This is a genomic window from Kribbella sp. NBC_00889 (assembly GCF_045207705.1).
Lineage (GTDB): Bacteria > Actinomycetota > Actinomycetes > Propionibacteriales > Kribbellaceae > Kribbella.
Genome location: NZ_CP108783.1, coordinates 7,687,899 through 7,712,812, shown reverse-complemented (window position 1 = coordinate 7,712,812; position 24,914 = coordinate 7,687,899). Strand labels below are relative to the sequence as shown.

At 67.9% G+C, this 24,914-nt stretch carries 22 protein-coding genes and 1 pseudogene; 11 read left to right on the top strand and 12 right to left on the bottom strand.

Features of this window, described 5'->3' with window-relative positions; all coding sequences use genetic code 11:
* Window positions 1–24: 24 nt before the first annotated feature.
* Window positions 25–213 carry a hypothetical protein gene (locus tag OG817_RS37830; RefSeq protein ID WP_406049744.1) on the bottom strand — a complete coding sequence of 63 codons (189 nt, stop codon included), beginning with the start codon at window positions 211–213 and terminating at the stop codon, window positions 25–27.
* 198 nt (window positions 214–411) lie between these two features.
* Here OG817_RS37830 and OG817_RS37825 point away from each other — a divergent pair, with 198 nt between their 5' ends.
* The 4 genes from OG817_RS37825 (at window position 412) to OG817_RS37810 (ending at window position 4,053) form a co-directional block, all read left to right on the top strand.
* Window positions 412–1,722 carry a PLP-dependent aminotransferase family protein gene (locus tag OG817_RS37825; protein WP_406049743.1) on the top strand — a complete coding sequence of 437 codons (1,311 nt, stop codon included), beginning with the start codon at window positions 412–414 and terminating at the stop codon, window positions 1,720–1,722.
* A gap of 171 nt (window positions 1,723–1,893) precedes the next feature.
* The gene (locus tag OG817_RS37820; protein WP_406049741.1) at window positions 1,894–2,844 is read left to right on the top strand and encodes a D-alanine--D-alanine ligase; all 951 of its coding nucleotides are present in this window, start codon (window positions 1,894–1,896) and stop codon (window positions 2,842–2,844) included.
* Window positions 2,845–2,851: 7 nt separating this feature from the next.
* Window positions 2,852–3,703: an SURF1 family protein gene (locus tag OG817_RS37815; RefSeq protein WP_406049739.1), complete on the top strand. Its 852-nt coding sequence runs from the start codon at window positions 2,852–2,854 to the stop codon at window positions 3,701–3,703.
* Window positions 3,700–4,053 carry a DUF3817 domain-containing protein gene (locus OG817_RS37810; protein ID WP_360438077.1) on the top strand — a complete coding sequence of 118 codons (354 nt, stop codon included), beginning with the start codon at window positions 3,700–3,702 and terminating at the stop codon, window positions 4,051–4,053. Before OG817_RS37815 ends, OG817_RS37810 begins: the two co-directional genes overlap by 4 nt.
* Window positions 4,054–6,296: 2,243 nt before the next feature.
* On the opposite strand, the gene OG817_RS37805 is transcribed toward OG817_RS37810, so the two are convergent.
* The 8 genes and pseudogenes from OG817_RS37805 to rpmH form a co-directional block, all read right to left on the bottom strand.
* Complete coding sequence (locus tag OG817_RS37805) at window positions 6,297–7,253, bottom strand: ParB/RepB/Spo0J family partition protein (RefSeq protein ID WP_406049738.1); 957 nt, start codon at window positions 7,251–7,253, stop codon at window positions 6,297–6,299.
* 144 nt (window positions 7,254–7,397) lie between these two features.
* Entirely contained in the window at window positions 7,398–8,333 is a 936-nt protein-coding gene (locus OG817_RS37800) for a ParA family protein (protein ID WP_165553441.1), read from the bottom strand.
* A 476-nt stretch (window positions 8,334–8,809) separates the two neighbouring features.
* Entirely contained in the window at window positions 8,810–9,481 is a 672-nt protein-coding gene (gene rsmG / locus OG817_RS37795; RefSeq protein WP_406049737.1) for a 16S rRNA (guanine(527)-N(7))-methyltransferase RsmG, read from the bottom strand.
* A 27-nt stretch (window positions 9,482–9,508) separates the two neighbouring features.
* Window positions 9,509–10,015 (bottom strand): protein jag, encoded by a 507-nt coding sequence (locus OG817_RS37790; protein ID WP_393386732.1) that lies wholly within the window; start codon window positions 10,013–10,015, stop codon window positions 9,509–9,511.
* A 340-nt stretch (window positions 10,016–10,355) separates the two neighbouring features.
* A pseudogene (gene yidC, locus OG817_RS37785) lies at window positions 10,356–11,330 on the bottom strand (membrane protein insertase YidC); the annotation flags it as partial.
* A 9-nt stretch (window positions 11,331–11,339) separates the two neighbouring features.
* The gene (yidD, locus tag OG817_RS37780) at window positions 11,340–11,651 is read right to left on the bottom strand and encodes a membrane protein insertion efficiency factor YidD (protein WP_406049735.1); all 312 of its coding nucleotides are present in this window, start codon (window positions 11,649–11,651) and stop codon (window positions 11,340–11,342) included.
* On the bottom strand, window positions 11,648–12,007 hold the full coding sequence (gene rnpA / locus OG817_RS37775) for a ribonuclease P protein component (RefSeq protein WP_360438064.1): 360 nt from the start codon (window positions 12,005–12,007) through the stop codon (window positions 11,648–11,650). The genes yidD and rnpA overlap by 4 nt, the downstream gene beginning before the upstream one ends.
* A gap of 26 nt (window positions 12,008–12,033) precedes the next feature.
* Entirely contained in the window at window positions 12,034–12,171 is a 138-nt protein-coding gene (gene rpmH / locus OG817_RS37770) for a 50S ribosomal protein L34 (RefSeq protein ID WP_130386492.1), read from the bottom strand.
* Between the two features lie 1,216 nt (window positions 12,172–13,387).
* Between rpmH and dnaA the strand changes: the two genes are divergently transcribed.
* From dnaA to OG817_RS37740, 6 genes are all read left to right on the top strand, one after another.
* Window positions 13,388–14,932 (top strand): chromosomal replication initiator protein DnaA, encoded by a 1,545-nt coding sequence (gene dnaA, locus OG817_RS37765; RefSeq protein WP_406057604.1) that lies wholly within the window; start codon window positions 13,388–13,390, stop codon window positions 14,930–14,932.
* A 521-nt stretch (window positions 14,933–15,453) separates the two neighbouring features.
* Window positions 15,454–16,599, top strand: coding sequence for a DNA polymerase III subunit beta (gene dnaN / locus OG817_RS37760; protein ID WP_396394488.1), 1,146 nt, complete (start codon window positions 15,454–15,456; stop codon window positions 16,597–16,599).
* Between the two features lie 26 nt (window positions 16,600–16,625).
* Window positions 16,626–17,546, top strand: coding sequence for a phosphogluconate dehydrogenase (NAD(+)-dependent, decarboxylating) (gene gnd, locus OG817_RS37755; RefSeq protein WP_406049732.1), 921 nt, complete (start codon window positions 16,626–16,628; stop codon window positions 17,544–17,546).
* Window position 17,547: 1 nt separating this feature from the next.
* Entirely contained in the window at window positions 17,548–18,687 is a 1,140-nt protein-coding gene (recF, locus tag OG817_RS37750) for a DNA replication/repair protein RecF (protein WP_406049731.1), read from the top strand.
* Window positions 18,680–19,258, top strand: a complete 579-nt coding sequence (locus tag OG817_RS37745) for a DUF721 domain-containing protein (RefSeq protein WP_406049730.1) — start codon at window positions 18,680–18,682, stop codon at window positions 19,256–19,258. Before recF ends, OG817_RS37745 begins: the two co-directional genes overlap by 8 nt.
* A gap of 44 nt (window positions 19,259–19,302) precedes the next feature.
* Window positions 19,303–20,661 (top strand): hypothetical protein, encoded by a 1,359-nt coding sequence (locus tag OG817_RS37740; RefSeq protein WP_406049729.1) that lies wholly within the window; start codon window positions 19,303–19,305, stop codon window positions 20,659–20,661.
* 13 nt (window positions 20,662–20,674) lie between these two features.
* On the opposite strand, the gene OG817_RS37735 is transcribed toward OG817_RS37740, so the two are convergent.
* The 3 genes from OG817_RS37735 to OG817_RS37725 are packed head-to-tail and all read right to left on the bottom strand — an operon-like array spanning window position 20,675 to window position 22,460.
* On the bottom strand, window positions 20,675–21,232 hold the full coding sequence (locus OG817_RS37735; protein WP_396394623.1) for a hypothetical protein: 558 nt from the start codon (window positions 21,230–21,232) through the stop codon (window positions 20,675–20,677).
* A gap of 2 nt (window positions 21,233–21,234) precedes the next feature.
* Window positions 21,235–21,828: a hypothetical protein gene (locus OG817_RS37730; RefSeq protein WP_406049728.1), complete on the bottom strand. Its 594-nt coding sequence runs from the start codon at window positions 21,826–21,828 to the stop codon at window positions 21,235–21,237.
* Entirely contained in the window at window positions 21,825–22,460 is a 636-nt protein-coding gene (locus OG817_RS37725) for a hypothetical protein (RefSeq protein WP_406049727.1), read from the bottom strand. Before OG817_RS37725 ends, OG817_RS37730 begins: the two co-directional genes overlap by 4 nt.
* A gap of 451 nt (window positions 22,461–22,911) precedes the next feature.
* On the opposite strand from OG817_RS37725, the gene gyrB reads away from it, so the two are divergent.
* Window positions 22,912–24,888 carry a DNA topoisomerase (ATP-hydrolyzing) subunit B gene (gyrB, locus tag OG817_RS37720; RefSeq protein WP_406057602.1) on the top strand — a complete coding sequence of 659 codons (1,977 nt, stop codon included), beginning with the start codon at window positions 22,912–22,914 and terminating at the stop codon, window positions 24,886–24,888.
* Window positions 24,889–24,914 lie beyond the last annotated feature (26 nt).

Here is a 24,914-nt window from a genome sequence, read left to right as displayed (position 1 = left end):
TCACTTTGGGTCTCAACCTGCGGTTCACCGGGCCGCCGGAGCCGGAGTGGGAGCCGCGGCCCGCACGTCCGGGGTCTCGGTCGCCTCCGGGGCGACGTACCGTTGCTGCACCTTGGCGGCCGGTTGCCGCCGGAAGAGCTCGCCGGCGAAACCGGCCAGCACACCCAGTGCCAGTCCACCGAGCGTCCACCCGGCAGTCTTGCCCACGCTCATCCCAGATTCCTGCCTTCCGCTCCACCTCTCAGGCCGCACCCAACCGCAGACTGTCTCAGCAGCCAGTCCGCGGCATGGTCGGAACCTGCCCCTATAAGGCATGGTAGTGAGAGGTCACGCCGTTCCACAGCCCAGGCGCGCTCGGGATGGTCCGGCGTAATCTGGTGACTTCCCCCTCGATCACCGTGGAGTGGCTCTGTGAGTGCTGACGTGCCTGATGTCCGGCAGACCCGTCTCGACAACTACGTCGACCGGTACGCAGCACGGACCAAGGGCATGACCGCATCCGAGATCCGGGCACTGTTCTCGGTCGCCAGCAGGCCCGAGGTGGTCTCGCTGGCCGGCGGCATGCCGAACATCGCCGGACTCCCCCTCGACGTGGTCGGCGGCGCGGTCCGCGACCTGGTGAGCGACAACGGCGCGGTGGCGATGCAGTACGGCTCCGGCCAGGGCGATCCGGTCCTGCGGGACCAGATCTGCGACATGATGCGGCTGGAAGGGATCGACGCCCATCCGGACGACGTCGTCGTGACCGTCGGGAGCCAGCAGGCCGTCGACCTGGTCACGCGCGTGTTCTGCGACCCGGGTGATGTGGTGATCTGCGAGGCGCCGTCGTACGTCGGTGCCCTCGGCGTCTTCCGTGCGTACCAGTGCGAGGTCGTCCACGTCGCGATGGACGACGACGGCGTCGTACCGGAGGCGCTGGAGCAGGCGATCACGGCGGTGCGTGCGGCCGGCAAGCGGATCAAGTTCTTCTACACGATCCCCAACTTCCACAATCCGGCCGGTGTCTCGCTGTCCAACGAGCGGCGGGCGCGGGTGCTGGAGATCTGTCAGCGCGCTGACTTGCTGGTGCTGGAGGACAACCCGTACGGGTTGCTCGGCTTCGACGGCGAGCCGCAGCGGGCGCTGCGCGCCGACGACCGCGAGGGCGTGATCTACCTCGGTTCGTTCTCGAAGACGTTCGCGCCGGGCTTCCGGGTCGGCTGGGCGGTCGCGCCGCACGCCGTACGCGAGAAACTCGTGCTGGCACAGGAATCCGCGACCCTGTGTCCACCGGTCTTCAGTCAGCTCGCGATCTCGTCGTACCTGACCCGGCACGACTGGCTCGGGCAGGTCAAGCAGTTCCGGGAGATGTACCGGGAGCGCCGCGACGCAATGCTGGCGGCGCTGACCGAAAAGATGCCTGCGGCAACGACCTGGACCAGGCCGGGCGGCGGGTTCTATATCTGGCTGACCCTGCCGGATGGGCTGGACGCGAAGGCGATGCTGCCGCGCGCGGTCACTGCGCGGGTGGCCTACGTCCCCGGAACCGCCTTCTTCGCCGACGGATTCGGGTCACAGTGCATGCGGCTGTCGTACTGTCATCCGACGCCGGAGCGGATCACCGAAGGCGTCGGTCGGCTGGCCGCGGTGATCCACGAGGAGCTCGAACTCCGGCAGACCTTCGGCCCGCTACCGCCAGGCGCCGGGCACGGGTACGACGCCCCAGGTCCGGAGTTGACCTGACGTGGCCTCGATCCGTGGCAGGAGCCACGGATCGAGGCCTAAAGTGCGCAAAGGTTGCGCAATGGATCTGCGGGCGGCCGGGGGTCCTTGACGCGGTAGCGGTACCGTTCCAGTGGGCCTCGGGACCGGCGACCGTGCCGGAGTCGCCCACGAGTGATCGGGATATTTGTGATGAGTGATCTGGGTCGAGTGCTGGTACTGGCAGGCGGACTGTCACACGAGCGGGACGTCTCGCTCCGGTCCGGCCGACGGGTCGCCGACGCCCTGCGCAGCGTCGGCGTCGAGGTCGAGCAGCGCGACGTCGATGCAAGCCTGGTCGAGCGGCTCCGCGACGATCCGCCGGACGCGGTCTTCCCCGTCCTGCACGGCGTCACGGGCGAGGACGGCGCGCTCCGCCAGGTCCTCGACCTGTACGGCGTTCCGTACGTCGGCGCCGACGCGGCAGCGTGCCGGACGGCCTTCGACAAGCCGGTGGCATCCACCATGGTCGGCGCCGCCGGGCTGCAAACGCCCTCGTCTGTGGTGCTTGGGCACGAAACGTTCCGCGAACTGGGCGCCGCCGCGCTGATGGAGGCGGTGATCCACCAGATCGGGCTGCCGCTGGTGGTAAAGCCGGCCCGAGGCGGTTCGGCGCTCGGTGCGTCCATCGTGCGGTCGGCCGAGGAGCTGCCATCGGCGATGGTGAACTGCTACGCCTACGGGCCGGTCGCGCTGATCGAGCAGTACATCGACGGGACCGAGATCGCGGTGACCGTGGTCGACACGGGCGATGGGCCACGCGCCCTGCCTGCGGTGGAGATCCGGCCGGACTCCGGGTTCTACGACTACGAAGCCCGCTACACCGCCGGCGCGACGCAGTTCGTCGTACCGGCTCAGCTGGGCGATGGCGTCGCGTCCGCGTGTGCTTCGGCTGCGGTCACGGCGCATGAGGCGTTGGGCTTGCGGGATCTGTCGCGGTCGGACCTCGTGGTGGACGCTTCGGGTGTGCCGTGGTTCCTGGAGGTCAATGTCGCTCCGGGGATGACGGAGACGTCGTTGGTGCCGCTGGCTGCTGAGGCTGCGGGCGTCGAGCTGGGTGTGCTGTGCCGCGACCTGCTGGCTGCGGCCGCGGCTCGTTGTTGAGGTCCTGATGGATGGACGGCCGCTGTGGCGGACAGTACTGACGCCGCGGTGGTCCGGATTGTTGCTTCTGGCATTGGCTATTGCTGCGGTGATGTCCGTGCTAGGTGTGTGGCAGCTGGACGTGTACCGGTCGAAGACGGACGCGGCCACGGCCAAGCGGTCCGAGGGTGCGCCGGTCGCGTTGCAGTCGCTGTTCTCCATCGACGAGGGTCTGCCGGCGAAGGCTGTCGGCCGGCGCGTGACCGTGAGCGGTACTTGGGCGGCGGGCGCGGACCAGGTGTTCATCGCGGATCGGCGGCAGGGTGATCGGGACGGGTTCTGGGTCGCGAGCCCTTTGATGGTTGACGGTTCGGGTGCCGTGATGGTCATCCGCGGCTGGGTTGCCTCGGTCAACGATCCGGCCGCGGCGGCGCCCTCCGGGCCGGTGAAGCTGACCGGAACGGTGACGGCCTCGGAGGCTGAGGACTCGTCCGGCGACGCCGCCAAGGGGCGGGTGCTGTCGTCGCTGCGCATCCCGACGATCGTTCACATGGTCGACTACCGGTTGTACGACGCTTTCGTCATCCAGGCGTCGGTCGAGTCCGGCGACGTACCTTCCCCCGCACCGGCCGTCGTACCGCCACCTCCACCCCCGACCGACCACGCCGGGCTCCGGAACGTCGCGTACGCCTTCCAGTGGTGGATCTTCGCGGCCTTCACCTTGTGGATGTGGTGGCGAATCGTCATGGACGCACACCGGACCGACTCGGAGTCCGACGGCTCCGGTGACGGGACCGATGGTGGGTCCGGTGGTGAGCCTCGTGGAGAAGGTGACCGGGGCGGTGCGGCCGTGGAGTCGAGCGGTACCGTTTCAGCGTGACCTCACCAGCCGACCCCGCCACCTCCGCCACCCCGCAGCCACTCACGCCGGCCGTCCGCGGTGCACTCACCCGGTATCGCGTGATCGCCTACATCGTCGGTGTCATGCTGCTGGTGCTGCTGTTCGTCGCGATGCCGCTGAAGTATCTCGCCGACGACCCGAGCGCAATGGACGTCGTCGGCCCACTCCACGGCTTCCTGTACGTCATCTACCTACTCGGCACCTTCGATCTCTTCCGCCGAGTCCGCTGGTCCCTCCCCCGCCTGATCCTGATGGCCCTCGCCGGCACCATCCCGTTCCTGTCCTTCTACGCCGAGCGCAAAACCACCCACGAACTCCTGGGCCGCTAACCGCCCGGCTTGTCTCTCGTCGCACCCCTCCACGAGCTCACCCAGCCGACCCGCGCCTAGCGCAACCAGATCCACCACGCACGCCCGGACAACCGCCTCGCTCTCGTGGTCAGGTTCCTGGCTCCCGCGCGGAACTCGCGCCAGGTGGATCTGTGTTGGGGACCGACGAGGTCTCGGAGGCTGATGAGGTCACCGGCCGGCGAATCCTTCATCTGGCTACCTCCTGCGGCGATGAGGCGCTCCCCTGGAGCCTCTCCCTTGCCTCGCCACCGACCTCATTGAAGCCACCCAGCCCGCGAATGTTTCACATGAAACATTCGCCGCAAGTCCCCAAGTATCTTTGTCGACAAATCCCAGCGATCGTCCGACAGAGCTGCAGCCGACCAGAACCCCAGAATTCCTCCCCCAGCGCGATCCTAAGCACCCTCGCGCAGCAAGGCCGCCGCACACCCGACACCGCCATCCAACTGCGAGCTGCGGCCGGCAGAACGCTAAGAATCACGCCCACAGAGCAATCCAGCGGTTCCGCCGCACGCGTACCCCGCCGACCCACGCAACCGGGGTGACCCAGCCTCCTCGGGACTCCGCCCTGGGCCAATCGCGACCGACTCCTACGCCGCCGTTCGGTACACCCCGAGACGGTCAGACGAACAGCCGCAGCCAGGTCGACAAGCCACCGCGCGTCCCATGTTTCATGTGAAACATCCGGGGGCTTCGTAGCGCAGATCCCGCCGAGCGAGTACTCCTCCCACCCCGGTGCGGATACCCCTTGGCAACTGCCCAGTCCGCCATCCCCCGGGCCTCCGACCGTACCGACAAGCGGGTAGGGAGAGCTCAGACCGGTTTGGGCGGGGCGCCTCGCTCACGGCGTCGCCGTCTTCGCGGTCGACCCGTCGGCCGGCTTCGGGCGACTACCTCCCGTGGCTCAGGTTCACCTGAAGGCAGGCGTCCGAAACCGCGGCCAGTTCGGCCAGCGAGTACGGCTGGAATGGGGCCAGCGAGCTCGGACGATCTCGCCGACCCCAGAGCATCGGTGCTCTCGGCAGCTGCCCTCGTCCCCCGACCCGGAATCCGCCGGCGTCCGCTCGTACCGAAGGACGGGTAGTAGTCCCCCGGTTCGCAGCCAGGCCGGCTCCGCGGCGCCGCACCGGGCCGGGTTCGAGCTACTACCTCCCGTCCTTCGGTACACCCGAAGGACCAATAGCTACACCGGATCGGCGGGAGGCCTCCCTGAGTCTAGATCGTGCCGCCGAGGAACTGCTGGACCAAAGGAACCCCCGCGTCGTCCGGCCAGGCCGGGTCGAGAGCGCCGACGTTGGCCCCGCGGGGCACGAGCCGCTGGGTGGGACCGGGGCTGCCGCCCCGACCGAGCCGGGCCGGCGCGCGACGGTGTTGCCCCGCCAAGCACGAGACGCGGCGCGGGACAGGGTGTCCGGCGATCCTGGGCTGCTCGACCTAGGCTGCTCGACCTGGGCTGCCCGGCGCCGACTGCGCTAGCCGGCTCGGGCAGTCCGGGTAGGTCTGGCCAGCGGGCCGGCCCGAGGGCGCCTGTCCGACTACGCCGCCGGGTTGGTCGGTGCGTGGGTGGATGGATGAGCGTCGGAGCGGCTGTTCCCTCCGCTGGTCGGCCGAGTACGCCCGGAGGCCGACACCGGGTGATCGCGCCGTGGTTGCACACGTGGGATGTGCGCGCGCAAGCCGCAAGTCCCACTGGAGGATCGGCAACCGCTCCGCGTACCCCGGCACAGTCGGCTGCTCCACGGCTCCGGCACAGTCGGCTGCTCCACGGCTCCGGCACTGTCCGCTGCTCCACGGCTCCGGCACTGTCCGCTGCTCCAAGACTCCGGTGCGTCGAGGGTGACGAGTCCCGACACGTTGCCCGTCAGGCAGCTGCGGAGGTTGGCTCGTCGGGGTGCCCAGGATGGGTTGGGACGCCTGGGGCGCATGGAGCAGGTCTTAGGTCGGTCGTGGTCGTCAGCGGCCGCCAGACGCGCGCGCAGCAAAGGGCGTGCGTGGGTGACGGAGTCGAGTAAAAGCGTCGCGCCGGACGTGCTGGCGCGGCCTACTCCTCGGGGAGTGCTCGCGCGGGCGATGGGCCGGCAGGCGGGAGCGTGGTTGTGTGCGCACAGGAGCTTGCCGAGGAGCTCGGGGCCGTCAAGGCCGGGGTACTGTCCGCGACGCTTGTGGTCCGGCTGCGAGGGTCGTGGCGCTGGCCGCGGCGGCGGGCGTCCTGCTTGCCCGGACTACGGGTTGGGCTTGGTGGGGTCCATGAGGGTGACGATGCGTTCCAGGTCGTCCAGGGACGCGAACTCGACGGTGATCTTGCCCTTGGTTTTGCCGAGGTCGACCTTGACGCGGGTTTCGAACCGGTCGGAGAGGCGGTCGGCCAGGTCGACGAGGCGGGGGGCGACCGGCTTGTTGCGGCGCCGTTGGGCTGGGGTGGCGTCGTCGGCGTTCATGTCGCCCAGGGCGACGATCTCTTCGACGGTGCGGACGGAGAGGCCTTCGGCGACGATGCGCTGGGCCAGGCGCTCGATGGCGTCGCCGCTGGGGAGGCCGAGCAGCGCACGGGCGTGACCCGCAGACAGGACGCCGGCGGCTACGCGGCGCTGTACGCCGGCCGGGAGTTTCAGCAGGCGCAGCGTGTTCGAGATCTGCGGGCGCGAGCGGCCGATCCGGGTGGCGAGGACTTCCTGGGTGCAGCCGAAGTCGTCGAGCATCTGCTGGTACGCCGCTGCTTCTTCGAGCGGATTCAGCTGGCTTCGGTGCAGGTTCTCCAGCAACGCGTCCCGGAGCATCACGTCGTCCGAGGTGTCGCGGACGATGGCCGGGATCGTGGCGAGGCCGGCCTCCTGGGTCGCGCGCCAGCGGCGCTCACCCATCACCAGCTCGTACTTGTCGTGCTCCAGCCGGCGAACGACGATCGGCTGAAGCAGCCCGATCTCCTTCACCGAGTGGACGAGCTCCTCCATCGCGTCCTCGTCGAAGACGCTGCGCGGCTGCTTCGGGTTCGGGGTGATCTTCGAGACCTCGATCTCGGCGAACTCGGCACCCGGCACCGCGGTGAGCTCCGACTCATGCCTTGCGACCGGGGGCGCTCCCGGAATCGAACTGGACTTGCTGCCGAGGGTGGCGGTGGTCCCAGGGGCCGGCGTGCTGGGGATCAGCGCGCCAAGTCCGCGTCCGAGTCGGGTGTTCATCGCGCTCCCTCGAGTTCGACAACCTGCTGATGTCCTGCGGTCCTACCGAGCACCGTTTCACGTGAAACAACCCGCCCAGGAATCCTGCTGGAGCAACCGTAACCGGTGTCCCAGTACGCCGGGCGGGCCAGGGCCGTCGACGGATCAGGTGTTGTTGCGCATGGCGATCTCACGGGAGGCCTCCAAGTAGGAGAGCGCTCCGGCAGATGCCGGGTCGTACGCGAGCACCGTCTGTCCGTGGCTCGGTGCCTCCGAGATCCGGACCGAGCGGGGTACGGCGGTCCGCAGTACGGCGTCACGGAAGTGACCCCGAACCTCCGCGGCTACTTCACCGGCCAGCTTGGTACGGGCGTCGTACATCGTGAGGAGGATCGTGGAGACGTCGAGGCCCGGGTTCAGGTGCGACTTCACCATGTCGATGTGGCGGAGGAGCTGGGACAGACCCTCGAGCGCGTAGTACTCGCTCTGGATCGGGACCAGGACCTCGCGGGCGGCGGTCAGCGCGTTGACCGTCAGCAGGCCGAGCGACGGCGGGCAGTCGATGAAGACGTAGTCGTACTTCTCGCCCGCAGCCTCGGTCTCGGCCAGGTGCGCGTCGAGGGCGCGCTTCAGCCGGCTCTCCCTGGCCACGATGCTGACGAGTTCGATCTCGGCACCGGCCAGGTCGATGGTTGCCGGGATCACCATGATCCCGGGGTGCTCGGCGCAGGGCTGGAGCAGCTTCCCCAGCGACTCGCCCTCGATGACCGCCTCGTAGACACCCGGGGTGCCTTCCGAGTGATCGATGCCCAGGGCCGTCGAGGCGTTGCCCTGGGGGTCGAGGTCGATGACCAGGATCCGCGCGCCGTACAGCGCGAGGCCGGCGGCGACGTTCACGGTCGTCGTGGTCTTGCCGACGCCACCCTTCTGGTTGGCGACGACGAAGACCCGGGTCTCGGCAGGCAGCGGGAACTCGCGGCCCATAGTGCGTCCTTCATTCACCAGCAGGGTCCGTTCGGTGGCGGCGGCGATCGGAGTCTCGAGAAGTCGTCGCTGAAGCTCGTCCGACGTGGCCCGCGCGGCGATCTGTGCGGCAGTCATAGCGCCCATTCCAATAGGTGCGGGACTTGGCCCGAAGAGGATGTCGGTAGGGGTCGGGGCGGGTCTGCCCCCAGCTTCATCCACAGGCTTCTGTGGACGAATCCCCGTGTGCGGAGGCAGTTTCAGGCGGTCGTCATCCACAGGCGGTGGAGACTCGGAGAAGTTGTCGTCGGCATCCACCAGCGATGCCGTTTCACGTGAAACGCCATCATCTCCCGGCTCCCCGGTTTCACGTGAAACGGGAGACTCGTCGGGAGCGGATGCGGTTTCCAGTACTTGGTCGAGGCCGGTCGCGGCGACGGTTCGGAGAGCAGAACTGTCGATCGGCGGCCGGTACTCATCGCTCGCCGGCTCGGGGTCTGCCGTCAGCAGTTGGGAGTTGGATGCGGGTTGTGCGGGCCAGCCGATCGCTTGGGAACTCTTGGCTTCCCCGGTGCTCTTCTCGGGCCATCCGAGGGCACGACTCACCAACCCACTCACCTCCCGCGTCTTCCGTGCCGGGATCCCCCTGCAGCACGTCCGGCCACAATACTCACGACTGTCGTCGGCTGGGCCAGTTCATCGACGCCGAGTTGGTGAATGTGCCACAGTTCGGCTCCGAGGGCTTCGAGTTCGCGTTCGGAGGCGTCCAATTCCTCCTCGACGGACGAGCCTTTCATCGCCAGCATCAGCCCCCCTTCGACGCAGAGTGGCAGGCACCACCCGGCCAGTTTGCCCAAGGGAGCGACGGCCCGGGAAGTCACCACGTCGTACGACGCCGGCGGAAGTTCTTCGGCCCGTGCGCGGACCACAGTGGCGTTCTCGAGTCCGAGGGACTCGACCGCCTCCTGGAGGAACGTCGTGCGCCGGAGCAACGGCTCGACGAGCGACACGTGGAGGTCTGGACGAACGAGAGCGAGCACGATCCCCGGCAGGCCGGCACCGGTGCCGATGTCGGCGACCGTCGACTCCTCGGGGACCAGTCGCTCGAGGACCGCGCAGTTCAGCAGATGGCGATCCCACAGCCGCGGAACCTCGCGAGGACCGATCAGCCCGCGGAGAGTTCCCTCGGTGGCCAGCAGTTCGGCGTACGCCGCAAGCCGGACCGCCGCCCGTGGATACAGCTTCTCCACGAGCGGCGGCGTTTCACGTGAAACAGGTTCGGTCACAAGGTCACACGTCCGGCGATCATCGGATCACGACGGCTGGACGACGACGCGGCGGCGCGGCTCCTCGCCCTCGGACTCGCTGGTCAGGCCGGCGGCGGCCACCACGTCATGGACGACCTTGCGCTCGAACGGCGTCATCGGGTCCAGGCGTACCGGGGTCCCGGTCGCCTTCACCTCCTCGACGGCCTTCCGGCCGACCTCTTCCAGCTCGGCCTTCCGGTTCGCCCGGTAGTTCGACACGTCCAGCATCAACCGCGACCGCTCGCCGGTCTCCCGGTACACGGCCAGCCGGGTGAGCTCCTGCAGCGCCTCGAGCACCTTGCCGTTCTCGCCGACGAGGTTGTTCAGTTCCGCACCGACGATCGAGACCGCGGCACGGTCGCCGTCGATGTCCATGTCGATGTCACCGTCGAGGTCGGCGATGTCCAGCAATTCTTCGAGGTAGTCGGCGGCGATGTCGCTCTCCGCCTCGAGCGCCTTCAGACGATCGGCAGCGGAGTCGGTGGACTCCTCTGTCGCCTCGTTGTTCTGCATGCCGTCGCTCACGGCCACTCCTTCACAATGTCGAGATCCGCCCCACGGGGACCCAGGTCATACACAAGCAGGAAGAGGAATCAGCGCAGGCGGGTCAGCGTGATCCGCCGGACTTCTTCTGCGCCGCCTTCTTCTGGGCGGCCGACTTCGCCGCCGGCTGGCGCTTGGCTGCCGTCCTCTTCTTGCCGGCCGGCTGCTTCTTGGCAGCACCGGCCTGAGTCTTCTTCGCCGCGTTCGGCTGGGTGTTCGACGCCTGCCCATTGCTGGCGGCCTTCGCACCGTCCGCCGCGCCGTCGGAGTCTGATGCGCCGCTCGCAGCACCGCCGACGGCAGCTCCGCCCCTGCGGTCGCTGCGCGACTGCCGCTTCGGCTGCTGCCGCTGCGCCGGACGCCGGTCCGAACCGGGCTCCGTCGTACCGTCGGCAGACGCCAGGCCCTCGTCGGCCGGCTTGCCCGCGCGCAGGTTGTGCTCGCGCTTGCGGGCCTCCATCGCGTCGTACGCCGGAGTGCCCGGAGCCGGGTTGCGGCGGATCACGTAGAACTGCTGACCCATCGTCCACACGTTGGAGACGAACCAGTAGATCAGCACACCGATCGGGAAGTTGAAGCCGCCGATCAGGAAGAAGACCGGGAAGACGTACAGCATGATCTTCTGCATCTGCGCGGCCTGGCCGGTCAGGGCTTCCTTCGGCATGTTCTTGCGCATCAGCTGCAGCTGCGTGGTGAACATCGTCGCGGTCATCAGGATGATCAGCACGATCGCGACGATCTTGACGTTGTTCTCGCCCGGACCGCTCGCCTTCAGGAAGGTCTGCGAGATCTCCGCTCCGAAGATCTTGGCGTGCTGCAGCGACTCGACGTACGGCTCCATGATCTTGCTGTGAGCCTTGCCGTTCGCCGCGTAGTCCAGCACCCGGAACAAGGCGAGGAAGATCGGCGACTGGAGCAGCAGCGGCAGGCACGAGGAGAACGGGTTCGTCCCGGTCTCCTTGTACAGCTTCATCATTTCCTGACCGAGCTTCTCCCGGTCGTGGCCGTACTTCTTCTGCAGCTCCTTCATCTTCGGCTGCAGAAGCTGCATGTTCCGGCTGGAGCGGATCTGCCGGACGAACAGCGGGATCAGCAAGGTGCGGATGACGACGGTCAGGCCGGCGATGGAGAGCGCCCAGGCCCAGCCGCCGTTCGGGTCGAGCACCTGGCTGAGTAGCCAGTGCCAGCCGACGAGCAACGCCGAGACAGCCCAGTACAGGGGCGTCATGACGGCGTTGAACAGGTCTACGATCCCGTCCCACAACGCGAGTTCGGGGATGGCCAGAAGAGTCACTCAAGCACCTCGCTGCGCAGGCCCGGCGTCGGTAGACGGCCCGGGCTGGTTGGCGGAGATCGAGTCTCCGCGCTGGTCGACATCTGTGGGTGGAACGGGGTCGTAGCCGCCGGGGTTCCACGGGTGGCAGCGAACGAGTCTCCTCGCCGCCAGCCAGCAACCGCGCACCGCGCCGTGGCGTTCGACCGCCTCCAGGGCGTACGCCGAGCAACTCGGGTAGAACCTGCACACCTGCCCGTACATCGGGCTGATGGTCAGCCGGTACAACTTCAGAAAACCGATGATCCCGCTCTTCACGGGATTGATCCTCATCGTGGGTCCAGGATCCGCCGCAGCGCGCCGTCGACGTCCGCGGCCAGTTCGTCGTACGACGCCGAAGCGGACGACGGAAGGGCGCGGACGACGGTCAGGCTGCCGGCCGGTAGATCAGGGAGCCGCGTGCTCAGGACAGCACGCAGACGGCGGTGGACCCGGTTCCGCAGAACCGCGTTGCCCACCGCCTTGTTCACCACGAATCCGACGCGAGCGGGCGCGGCCTGAGCGTCGTCCGCCCGGTCGTCCCGCACCAACAGATGGAGGACCACCGCACGCCGCCCGGCCCGCCGTCCCGATCGGACGGCGCGGCGGAAGTCGTCGGACCGGCGTAACCGGTTCGACGCGGGCAACACGAGGTGGTCACCGTCGAGGAGGTCGGTCAGGCCGCGAGGCGCTGACGACCCTTGCCACGGCGGGCGGCGATGATCGCGCGCCCGGCACGGGTACGCATCCGAAGACGGAAGCCGTGCTTCTTGTGCCGGCGACGGTTGTTCGGCTGGAACGTCCGCTTGCTCACTGGAATGACTCCGGTTACTCGAGATCACAATGATCGACAGATCCACTGATAGATCTGCCGCTGGTGCAGTCCTGCACACACGCCACTCAGGAACCAGTGTGGTCCAGCAGGGAGCGCAGCACAAAAGGGCCGGTTCAACACCGACTGATCAACGGTACGTGGCCGCCTGTGGACAGGTCAAACCAGCCATCCCCATAGTTATCCACAGGTCTGTGGACAGAATAGTGGGCACACGGTCGGTCACCGGTCGTCACGCAGTGGTCAGGATGGTCACCGACCGCGATCTGCCCAACACGACTACGCTCCGCCGTCTACCCGACACGCCGGACGTTTCCCCCAAATTGCTGTTCATAGCCTGTGGATGACGGCTTGTAGCAGGCTGGGCAGACTTGTTAGCGTCTCTCCCTCACACCAGAGGTCCCACACCCCGCGATCGGTAACCAACCTGCTCCACGCGTCGTTCACAGTTGTGGACAACCGTGTGGAAAGTACGGCGCCCGACTGCGGACAACGGCAACCGCGCCGAGCCGGAACGGGCGACGCACCGGCTGCACGGGTGTCGGGTCTAAAGGTCGCGCTGCCCGGGTCCAGCCCGGAACGCGCCGGCCACCGCAGCGATGGATTCGGGGAGCAACGCGTGGTCGAGGACCATTCCGCCAGTGCGGAAATCACAGAGGTGGAATACACCGTCGACGGCAGACAGGATCTGAGGCCGGAACCGGCGGTGGACTTCCGGTCCGAGATCCCGTCGGCCCCGGAGCCGGAGCCGCGGACCGATCCGGCCGATCACCTCAGCCCCTCTCTTCCGATTCCCCTCCCCGAGCCGCCCGAGTCCGGCTACCGCCCGCGGTACCGGGGCTACGGGTACCGCTCCGAGCTGGAGCGAGCAGCCACCGATCTGCCGACCGGCCCGGAGCCGACGCCGACTCCGGTGCCCACCCCCGAGCCTCCAGCGGGTACGGCGTACTTCGGTGCCGCACCGGTGGTCGGCAATCTCAGGTACTCCGGTGAGACCAGCAACAACTGGACCGGTGCACGAGGACCGGCTGAACCGCCAGGAAACGATCGCCCCGTGTATGGGGACGGAGCAGGACCGGTGCGGAACGAGGGTGATGGGCGTGCGAACAATGAGAGCGGCGCTGCTGAGGTTCGGGTGGCCGAGCCGCAGATCGGTGGGCCTCGGGTTGCCGAGCCACGACCCGAAGGACCGGGTCCGGTGACGGACCTCGGTGATGCCTGGACCCGGGTCCTCGCGGGCCTTCCGCCGAACCAGCGTGCCTGGCTGACCAACTCCCGCCCGGTGACGCTGCACGAGAGCACCGCCATCGTCGCGGTGCCCGACGACTTCACCCGCGGCCAGCTGGAGACCCGGCTGCGCCCCGACCTCGAGCGGATCCTGTCGGACAGCTTCGGCCGCGACATCCGGATCGCCGTGACGGTCGACCCGTCGCTCGACCCGGAACTGCGTGAACCACAGGCGCCGCCGCAGCCCGTCGTCCGCGAGCCGCTGCGGACCGACGGGGCGTACCAGCCGACGATCCAGTCCGCGCTGAGCGAACCGGTCCACAACGCGCCACAGTTCAGCCCGCCGCAGCAGCCGGCGCCGCAGCACTACGAGCAGCCCCGCGGTCCCGCGCCGCAGCAGCAGCCGTTCGGTCACCAGCTCGGCTCGGTCGCCCCACCGCCGAACGGGATGCCCCAGCCGGCCACCGAGGCACAGGGGGAGGCGCGGCTGAACCCGAAGTACACCTTCGAGACCTTCGTCATCGGCAGCTCGAACCGGTTCGCCCACGCGGCCGCGGTCGCCGTCGCCGAGGCGCCTGGCAAGGCGTACAACCCGCAGCTGATCTACGGCGACTCCGGTCTCGGCAAGACCCACCTGCTGCACGCGATCGGCCACTACGTCCGCAGCCTCTACACCGGGGCCCGGGTTCGGTACGTGTCGAGCGAAGAGTTCACCAACGACTTCATCAACGCGATCCGTGACGACAAGGCGTCCCAGTTCCAGCGCCGGTACCGCGATGTCGACGTCCTGCTGATCGACGACATCCAGTTCCTCGAGGGCAAGATCCAGACCCAGGAGGAGTTCTTCCACACCTTCAACACCCTCCACAACGCGAACAAGCAGATTGTGATCAGCTCCGACCGGGCGCCGAAACGCCTGGAGGCGCTGGAGGACCGGCTGCGGAACCGGTTCGAGTGGGGCCTGATCACCGACATCCAGCCGCCCGACCTCGAGACCCGGATCGCGATCCTGCGGAAGAAGGCGGCCACCGAGAGACTGACCGCGCCGCCGGAGGTGCTGGAGTTCATCGCCTCGAAGGTGCAGACCAACATCCGTGAACTCGAGGGCGCACTGATCCGCGTCACCGCGTTCGCCAGCCTGAACCGGCAGCCGGTCGATCTGAGCCTGGCCGAGATTGTGCTGAAGGACCTGATCCCCGAAGGCAGCAAGCCCGAGGTGACGGCCAGCATGATCATGGGCCAGACCGCGTCGTACTTCGGTCTGTCGATCGACGACCTGTGTGGCTCGAGCCGGAGCCGGGTGCTGGTGACCGCGCGGCAGATCGCCATGTACCTGTGCCGCGAGCTCACCGACCTGTCGTTGCCGAAGATCGGTCAGCAGTTCGGCGGCCGCGACCACACCACCGTGATGCACGCCGAGCGGAAGATCCGGCAGTTGATGTCGGAGCGGCGCAGCGTCTTCAACCAGGTGACCGAACTGACCAACCGGATCAAGCACCAAGCGAAGCAGCAATGAGGCCCGGTGACCGCGTCCAGAATTCTGTACGCCGAGTGCTACGACGCGGTCACCGGAACCACACAGCCTGGGGATACTCCTGTGGATAACTGGGGGTATCACCGTGGACACATCGCTGTGTGTTGTGGATTGGCTGTGGGGACAGAATTCTTCATCACCAGGCGTCCTCAGACAGACCGGGATTCGTCCACACGCCGTCCACACGCCGATTCGGTACCTGACCTGCGAAGTCGTCGCTTTTCCACAGTATCCACCGGTGCTAAGAACCCTATGGAATCTGTAGAGAGTTCCCAGTCCACAAAACGATCGAGCGGCCCAACCTGGGGAAAACCCCGGTCTCGCGCCGGCTTGCGGCACCTGTCAGGCTGTCCTCGGAGCACAATGAGGGGCAGCACGCAGAACCACCGGAACGACGCCGACGCGACCCGCCCGAAGCGCCACGTCACGCCCGATTGGCGCAGAGCACACTTGTCCGTGGCAGGATCTGCCTGGCACACAGCCGAATCAGGAGGCACCCAGCGGTGAAGTTTCGCGTCGAGCGCGACGTACTGGCCGAGTCGGTGGCCTGGGCCGCGCGCAGCTTGCCCAGTCGTCCCAGCGTCCCGATCCTTGCCGGCCTCCTGGTCGAGGCCGAGGACGGGCAGATCACCCTGTCCGGTTTCGACTACGAGACCTCCGTCCGGGTCACCGTGCCTGCGCAGGTGGCCGACAGCGGGAAGTGCCTGATCTCCGGCCGGCTGGTCGCCGACATCTCCAAGAGCCTTCCGAACCAGCCGGTGGACATCGCCGTCGACGGCGCGAAGGTCCAAGTCACGTGTGGCAGTTCGCGCTTCACGCTCCAGACGCTTCCCACCGAGGAATATCCGGCCCTGCCGGAGCTTCCGGCCGCGAGCGGGACGGTCAAGGCCGACGTCTTCGCCCAGGCGGTCTCGCAGGTGGTGACCGCGGCCGGGCGTGAGGACACGCTTCCGGTGCTGACAGGTGTCCGGGTCGAGATCGAGGGATCCATGATCTCGCTGCTGGCCACCGACCGCTACCGGCTGGCGATCCGCGAACTCGAGTGGAACCCGCAGTCCCCCGACGCGTCCGCGGCCGCGCTGGTGCCGGCCCGGGTGCTGTCCGAGACCGCGAAGGCGATGACCGGATCGGACGTCATCGTCTCGCTGGCCGCGCCTGGCACCGGTGACGGCATCGTCGGCTTCGAGGGCGAGGTCTCCGGCGGCAACCGGCGGGCGACCACCCGCCTGCTGGACGGCGAGTTCCCGAAGGTTCGCGGCATCATCCCGACCGACGCCGCGATCGCGACCCGGGTCCGGATCGACACCGCCACGCTGGTCGAGGCGGTCAAGCGCGTGGCCCTGGTGGCCGAGCGGAACGCGCCGGTCCGGCTGACGTTCAGCGACGACACCGTGACCCTGGACGCCGGCAGCGGTGACGAGGCCCAGGCGTCCGAGTCGATCGAGGCCCGCGTGTCCGGTGAGCCGGTGACCGTAGGCTTCAACCCGACGTACCTGCTCGACGGCCTGAACGCGATCGGTACGCCGGTAGCGCACCTGGCCTTCACGCAGGCGACCAAGCCGGCCGAGCTGACCGGTGTGCGGGACTTCGACGGTGATCCGATCAGCGAGTTCCGGTATGTCCTGATGCCGGTCCGCCTGAACAGCTGAAAGCCAACAGAACAAGGGGATTCACGATGGAGCTCGGCCTTGTCGGTCTCGGCAAGATGGGCGGCAACATGCGCCAGCGGATCCGCAACGCAGGCCACACCGTGGTCGGGGTCGACCACAACCCGGACATCTCCGACGCCAAGGACCTGGCCGACATGGTCGGCAAGCTCACCGCGCCCGGCCAGCCCAAGGTGGTCTGGATCATGGTGCCGGTGCAGGCGATCGATGCGGTCGTCGCCGAGCTCTCGGACCTGCTCTCCCCCGGCGACATCGTGATCGACGGCGGCAACAGCCGCTGGACCGACGACACCCGCCGGGCCGCTCAGCTCGCCGAGAAGGACATCCGCTTCGTCGACTGCGGTGTGTCCGGTGGCGTCTGGGGCCTCGAGAACGGCTACGCCCTGATGTGCGGTGGCGACAAGGACACCGTCGACATCGTGATGCCGATCTTCGAGGCGCTGAAGCCCGAGGGTGAGTTCGGCTTCGTGCACGCCGGCAAGGTCGGCGCCGGGCACTTCTCGAAGATGGTCCACAACGGCATCGAGTACGGCATCATGCAGGCGTACGCCGAGGGCTACGAGCTGCTCGAGGCCGCCGACGTCGTGGAGAACGTGCCGGAAGCGTTCGAGTCCTGGCGCGAGGGCACCGTGATCCGGTCCTGGCTGCTCGACCTGTTGGTCGCCTCGCTGAAGGACGACAACCACCTGGCCAAGATCCGCGGGTACGCCGACGACTCCGGTGAGGGCCGCTGGACCGTCGAGGCCGCGATCGACCACGCGGTGCCGATGCCTGCCATCTCGGCCGCGCTGTTCGCCCGGTTCGCCTCCCGGCAGGAGGACTCGCCGGCGATGAAGGCGATCGCCGCGATGCGCAACCAGTTCGGCGGTCACGCGGTGAAGGGCGCCGAGGCCGCGGATCCGTCGTACGCGACACCGCCCAAGCACTGAGGTGTATGTCACCGCCCTGGGTCTGCTCGACTTCCGGTCCTACGCGCAGGCGGAGGTCGAGCTCGCTCCGGGCGTGACCGCCTTCGTCGGGCCGAACGGCCACGGCAAGACCAACCTGGTCGAGGCGATCCACTACACCGCGACCCTCGGGTCACACCGGGTCGCGAACGACGCGCCACTGGTCCGGGCCGGAGCCACCAGGGCGATCGTGCGGACCGACATCCGCAGCCAGTACGACCGGGACGTGGTCGTCGAGCTGGAAATCAATCCTGGGAAGGCAAATCGGGCCCGGGTGAACCGCTCGCCCGTACCGCGGCCACGGGAAGTGCTCGGCCTGCTCCGTACGGTGCTGTTCGCGCCGGAGGATCTCGCGCTGGTGAAGGGCGATCCGTCCGAACGACGCCGGTTCCTGGACGAGTTGCTGACCTTGCGGTCGCCGCGGATGGCCGGCGTACGGCAGGACTACGACCGCGTGCTCAAGCAGCGGAACTCGTTGCTGCGCAGCGCCTCGATGGCCCGCCGGCAGAACCGGGCCGGCGCCGCCGAGGGACAGTTGCGCACGCTCGAGGTCTGGGACTCGCATCTCGTCCGCGCCGGGTCCGAACTGCTCGCCACCCGGCTGGAGTTGCTGGAGTCCCTGCGTCCATTGGTCTCCGGCGCGTACGACGCTGTTGCCCGAGGCAAGGGTAATGCGCGGCTGGAGTACAAGTCGTCGGTCCTGCTCGAGCCCGGTGTGGTGTCGCGGGAGCAGCTCGCGGAGGTGCTGAACGCAGCGGTCCGGGACAAGCGGCAGGACGAGCTCGAGCGGGGTGTGTCTCTGGTCGGACCCCATCGCGACGACGTCGTACTCGGGCTCGGGGACTTGCCCGCGAAGGGGTATGCGAGTCACGGTGAGTCGTGGTCGTTCGCGCTCGCGCTGCGGCTGGCGTCGTACGAACTGCTTCGAGCGGACGGGGGTGAACCGGTGCTGATCCTGGACGACGTGTTCGCCGAGCTCGACACGCAGCGCCGGGACCGGCTGGCCGAGTTGGTCGCGCCGGCCGAGCAGGTGCTGGTGACCGCGGCGGTCGGCGCGGATGTGCCCGCTGAGCTCACCGGTGTCCGGTTCGATGTCGGTGAAGGATCCGTACGGCGTGCCTGAACCCCGGAATTCCTCTGAGAGCGGCTTCGAGAGCGAGGCGGCTCCGGAGCGTCCGGGCGAACCTGACCACGACAAGCAGGGACTGGACCTGGCGAAATCGCTCGCCGGGCGGCTGAAGCAGCAGGCCGCGAACGGCCCGATCAAGCCGGTCAAGCGGACGCGCCGGCGGCCGCGGATCGACGGCGCCCAGATCAGCAGCGCACGTCCGGACGACCGGGATCCACAGAAGCTGACCAACACGCTCGGCCGGCTGATGCGCGACCAGGGCTGGGAAGTCGACGTCGCCGTACACGGCGTGATGGCGCGCTGGCCGTCGATCGTCGGTCCGGAGATGGCCGAGCACTGTACGCCGGAGTCCTACGAGAACACCGTGCTCACCGTGCGTACGTCGTCCACCGCGTGGGCCACGCAGCTCAAGCTCCTCGCCCCCGACCTGGTCCGCCGCCTCAACACCGAACTGGGCGACGGCACGGTCACCGAGGTCAACGTCCAGGGCCCCCACACCCCCAGTTGGCGCAAGGGCCCCCGCACCATCCGCGGCGGCCGCGGCCCCCGCGACACCTACGGCTAACGGATTCCCCCCAGCGACCCGCAGACCCCCTAGGATCGGGCGCGATGCGCACGATCGTCGATGGTTTCCGCGAGATGGTCCACCTGATCGGAGACACCTTCCGGCTCTGGTGGCGGAACCTCCTGCCCCTGACGACCTGGTGGCTGGCCGGCTTCCTCGGCTTCAAGGCCTGCGTCGAGGCCGCGATCTGGCTGGACGAGCATGCGCACTCGAGCCTCGGCACCGGCGTGTTCTCGATCGGCGTGCTGCTCCAGATCGCCGCCGCCGTCGGCATGATCCGGACCTGCGCGACCTCGCTCTACCGCTGGCGCGACGCAGCGTCCAACCAGAGCGAGGAGACCTCCGACCCGACGCAGCAAGGCGTGATGGAGTTGCTGGCCGTCACCCTGCTGCCGCTGGTCGCGGTGTGGTCGGCCTGGGGATTCCTCGAGGACCAGATCGGATCGCTGACGTCCACGAACAACGTCCAGCGTGGTCTGCAGTCGGGTGCCGCCTTCTTCGAACTCGGCGGCGGCCAGTGGCACAAGTACCTGCCCGCGATCGTCATCCTGCTGGTCCTGCGCCGGGTGATCGAGGCGGTCGACGACCGCTGGCCGAGCCGGCCGGCGAAGTTCGTCCAGGTCTGGGCAGAGGCGTTCTTCCTGCTGATCACGGTCGTCGTCACACCGTTCGCGGTCGCCGACGCCAAGGACTGGATCAGCGAGCGGAACTTCTGGTACTGGTCGCTGGACTGGTGGGGCGGGCTGAAGGACTTCTTCGCGGGGATCCACATCCCGATCCCGGCCGGGATCGAGTTTCTCTGGGGCTTCTTCTGGGAGAGCCTCTGGCCGCTGTTCAAGCTCGGCGTCGCCGAGCCGCTGACCTGGCTCGCGATCACGACCGTAGTCTTCGGTCATCGGGTGCTGACCAGTGGCGGTGTCTTCAAGGGCACCCGGGTGGAGCGCCGCCTCGGCGATCAGCTCGAGCAGGAGGCACCGCAGCAGAACCGGATCGTTGCCCTCACCAACAAAGCCCCGAACCTGCTGCTCGGCGGACTGCGGGAGAAGTTCTACCCGACGCTGAACGCGTTCCGGCTGCTGGTCCGGGTCGGCCCGGTCTTCCTCGGCGTCGTCTGCATGGTCTACACGTTCTGGCTGCTCGGCAGCGACTGGGCGTTCGTCCTGATCCAGCGGGCGATCGGACCGGAGAGCATGCACTGGGGACTGATGGTCCACGAGATCGCAGACCTGGGCCAGAGCCTCATCTTCGAGCCGCTACGGATCGCCTTGCTGGCGGCCGCGTTCGACCTGTGTATCTCGGTCGGAGCCCAGCGCCGTGCCGAGGCCGCCGAGGCGGAAGCGGCCAAGGCGGACGCGGCCAAGGCGGAGACGAACGAGGCGGACAAGCAGCCGGTCAACGCCTGACGGCGGGCCGCCCTCAGGGAGTCAGGATGACGCGCCGGCGCTCTTCCAGGTTCTGAACGACGACACCGGTCAGATGCGGGACGGCCGACTCGGGGACGACGTACACCCCGGCGAGATCTCCAGGCTTGTTCCGGTAGAACGGCTGGTCCTCGTTCGTGCAGTACGTCGGCAGCTCGAACTTGTACGGCTGCTTGGTCTGCCAGAGGTTGCCGCGGTCGTCGCGCAGGCTGGCCGTGCAGCTGAAGCCGTTCTCCTTCATGTACAGGCCGTCGAGCGGCTTCACCGTCATCTTCGCGACCACGATGACCGAGCCGGCCGGCTTGTCGTCGAGCGAGATCTCCTCACCCTCGTCGTCCACGAGGGTGGTGTAGGTCTCCAGCGAATCCAGCTTCCACTCGACGTCGCCGATCGTCACCGGTCCCTGCTTGACCACCTCGGTGACCCGGCCCTCGTCGAACAACTCCTCGTCGTTGTCGATGTAGTCCCGCAGCATCAGGAAGCAACTCGTCGACAGCAGCGCGAGCATCAGGGCGAGCTGTACGCCCCACCGGACCGCGCGGTGCCTGGTCATCTTCACGCCACCCTCACCTCGCGGTTCCCGAACACGTACTGGGCCGCGGCTCCGTCGACGAGCCGCTGAGCCACCTCTTCACTCGGGATGCCGAGGTCGACGTCGATGGCGACGTACAGGACGTTGTACAGCGGCGCGGGATCGAGCCGGAGCGTCAGACCCTTCAGATCCGACGGGTTGACCTCGAAGACGACGGCGCCGATCTGGGCGAAGCCGGGGTCCGGGAAGTCGACGCCGGACTCGGTGATGCCCAGCGGCCGGTAGATGGTGCCGCCGTCGGCGCGCAGGGTCGGGTTGCCCGCCAGCGGCTCGGTGACCCCGCGGACGGCGTCCCACTCGAGCGCGACGAACACGCCGTCCGTCTCCATCGGCTCGTCGTCCTCACCCGCGCTGCTCTCCACCACCGTCTTGGCGAACTTCATCCGGGTGATCGTCACGGACGAGTCGCCGTACGGGAGTTTCTCGCCGATCGTGCCGTGCACGACCTCCACGTTCTGCTTCTCGTACACGTGGTCCGGGGTGGCGAGCCGGGTCAGTCCACCGAGCAGGATGAACAGGACACCGACCAGGACGGTGGCGGGGCGATACAGCTTCACTTCTTCTCCCCGTTGTCGACGACGACGGTCGGCTTGAGCTGGACCACCGCATCCGCCTCCGGCTGCTGCCAGTACGGGTCCTCGTTCGCGCCGAGGAAGCCTTGGTCGGACTCGAAGCGCTCGCCGAGGACACCGATCTCGACCACGTCGGCGGCGAAGTCCGGCGGTATGTCGAACTTGGTGACGCAACTGACCGGTGGCAGACCGAAGACGACGACCCAGCCCAGCTGTCCACGGCAGTTCGCTCCGTTGGACTCGATCAGATCCTTGCCGTCGCCGGGGACCAGGCGGAGCAGCCGGCCGTCCAGGGAGTCGCTCGTGTCCTCTTCGTCGTCCATGTTCTTCAGGTCGAAGTACACCAGCAGCTCGGCCTCGGCCGGCGAGTACTCCTTCTTCGGGTGCTGGACGATCTCGGCCTTGGTGAAGTTGTACTCCCACTTGCCGGACGTCACCGTCACCGGCGCGGTCAGCGTGGGCACGGTCCGGCCCGTCTTCTCCTTCCACCCACCGGTGGCGAGAACGATCAGGGCCAGGACGACGACGAGGGCGATCGCGATCAGCCACTTGCGCCGATGCCGGTGGATCACCCGCTCCGCGATCATGGCGTCGATGACGTCGTCGAGACTTTCCACGGCAGCGATCCTAAGGGCGATGGGGTGCGCGACGGCCCGCCTCGTCCACGCCCGCTGCGGTCTGTTCAACCGGTCTGTACCGGTTTACGTCGTCTCAGTTCCCAGACGGTCAGTGGTGAACCGGCTGGAGGCCACTGAGCGGCCGTGAGCGCTTTCTGGCCCCCCACCCGCGAGAGGGGACATGGAGATGAGGGAGAAAAGACGCCCTGACCCGAGTTTCAGGCGCCTGGTGGCAGGTTCTGCTTCGGTCGACAGGTAAGATGGAGACTGTAGAGCGAACCGCGCCTCTGACAACACTGTAGGGGGCGGTTTCCACTGTGCAGCGATGCTCCGCGAACGCGGGGTCCGAGGAGGACAACAGCCGGTGACCGACGAGCCGACCGAGATCGACGCCAACCAGTCCGCCGACCCCATCGGCACCGCCGCACCCGACAGCGTGGAGCTTCCCGCGATGCTCGACGAGATCCCGTCGAACATCGTCGAGCGCGAGTACGACGCGAGTGCGATCCAGGTCCTGGAGGGGCTGGACGCGGTCCGGAAGCGACCGGGCATGTACATCGGGTCCACCGGTGAGCGTGGTCTGCACCACCTCGTCACCGAGGTGGTCGACAACGCCGTCGACGAGGCGATGGCCGGGTACGGCGACCGGATCGTCGTCACCCTGCTGCCCGACGGTGCGGTCAGCGTCGAGGACAACGGCCGCGGCATCCCGGTCGACATCGTCGAGTCCGAGGGCAAGCCGGCGGTCACCGTCGTACTGACCGTCCTGCACGCCGGCGGCAAGTTCGGCGGCGGCGGCTACAAGGTGTCCGGTGGTCTGCACGGGGTCGGTGTGTCCGTCGTGAACGCGCTGTCCAGCCGGCTCAAGGTCGACGTGAAGTTGAAGGGCAAGCTGTACACGCAGTCCTTCTCGCACGGCGTCCCGGACGCCGACCTCGCCGAGATCGGTACGTCGGAGTCGAACGGGACCACCGTGACGTTCTGGGCGGACCCGGATGTCTTCGAGACCACGACGTACTCCTACGAGACGCTGACCACCCGCTTCCGCGAGATGGCCTTCCTGAACAAGGGCCTGGAGATCGTGATCCGGGACGAGCGGCCGGACCACACCGAGGACGGCCACCCGGTCGAGCAGGCGTTCAAGGCCGAGAACGGCCTGGTCGACTACGTGAAGTACCTGACCGGCATCCGCGAGACCGTGCACCGCGACGTGATCTCGTTCGAGGCGGCGTCCAACGGCGAGAACAGCATGAGTCTCGAGGTCGCGCTGCAGTGGAGCGGCTCGTTCCAGGAGTCCGTGCACACCTTCGCGAACGCGATCAACACCCACGAGGGTGGTACGCACGAGGAAGGCTTCCGGGCCGCGCTGACCTCACTGGTCAACTCGTTCGGCGAGGACCAGGGCATGATCAAGAAGAAGGAGGACAGGCTCACCGGTGACGACATCCGGGAGGGTCTGACCGCGATCATCTCGGTCAAGCTGGCCGAGCCGCAGTTCGAGGGCCAGACCAAGACCAAGCTCGGCAACACCGAGGTCAAGGGCTTCGTCCAGCGGGTCGTGAACGACAAGCTCGGCGCCTGGTTCGAGCAGAACCCGGCCGAGGGCCGCGAGATCATCCGCAAGGCGACCGCCGCGGCGAGCGCCCGGATCGCGGCTCGCAAGGCGCGCGACCTGGCCCGCAACCGCAAGGGTCTGCTGGGTGGCGGCGGTCTGCCCGGCAAGCTGGCCGACTGCCAGTCGACCAACCCGGAGGAGTGCGAGGTCTACATCGTCGAGGGTGACTCGGCCGGTGGCTCCGCGAAGGGCGGCCGGGACCCGAAGTTCCAGGCCATCCTGCCGATCCGCGGCAAGATCCTGAACGTCGAGAAGGCCCGGATCGACAAGGTCCTGCAGAACAACGAGGTCCAGGCGATCATCTCCGCGCTCGGCACCGGTATCCACGAGGACTTCGACGAGGACAAGCTGCGGTACCACAAGATCGTGATCATGGCCGACGCCGATGTCGACGGCCAGCACATCCGGACCCTGCTGCTCACGCTGCTGTTCCGGTTCATGCGCCCGCTGATCGAGCGCGGGCATGTGTACGCCGCGCAGCCGCCGCTGTACAAGATCCGCTGGAGCAACCACGCCGACGAGCTCGCGTACACCGACCGGGAGCGCGACGGCCTGCTCGAGGCCGGCGCCGAGGCGGGCCGGAAGCTGCCCAAGGAGAATCCGATCCAGCGCTACAAGGGTCTGGGCGAGATGAACGCGAACGAACTGTGGGACACCACGATGGATCCGGCCAACCGGGTGCTGCTGCAGATCACCCTGGACGACGCGATCCGCGCCGACGAGACGTTCCAGACGCTGATGGGAGACGACATCGAGGCGCGGCGCAGTTTCATCCAGCGCAACGCCAAGGACGTCCGCTTCCTCGACATCTGATGGATGGGTGGTCCGTTGCCCCGGGC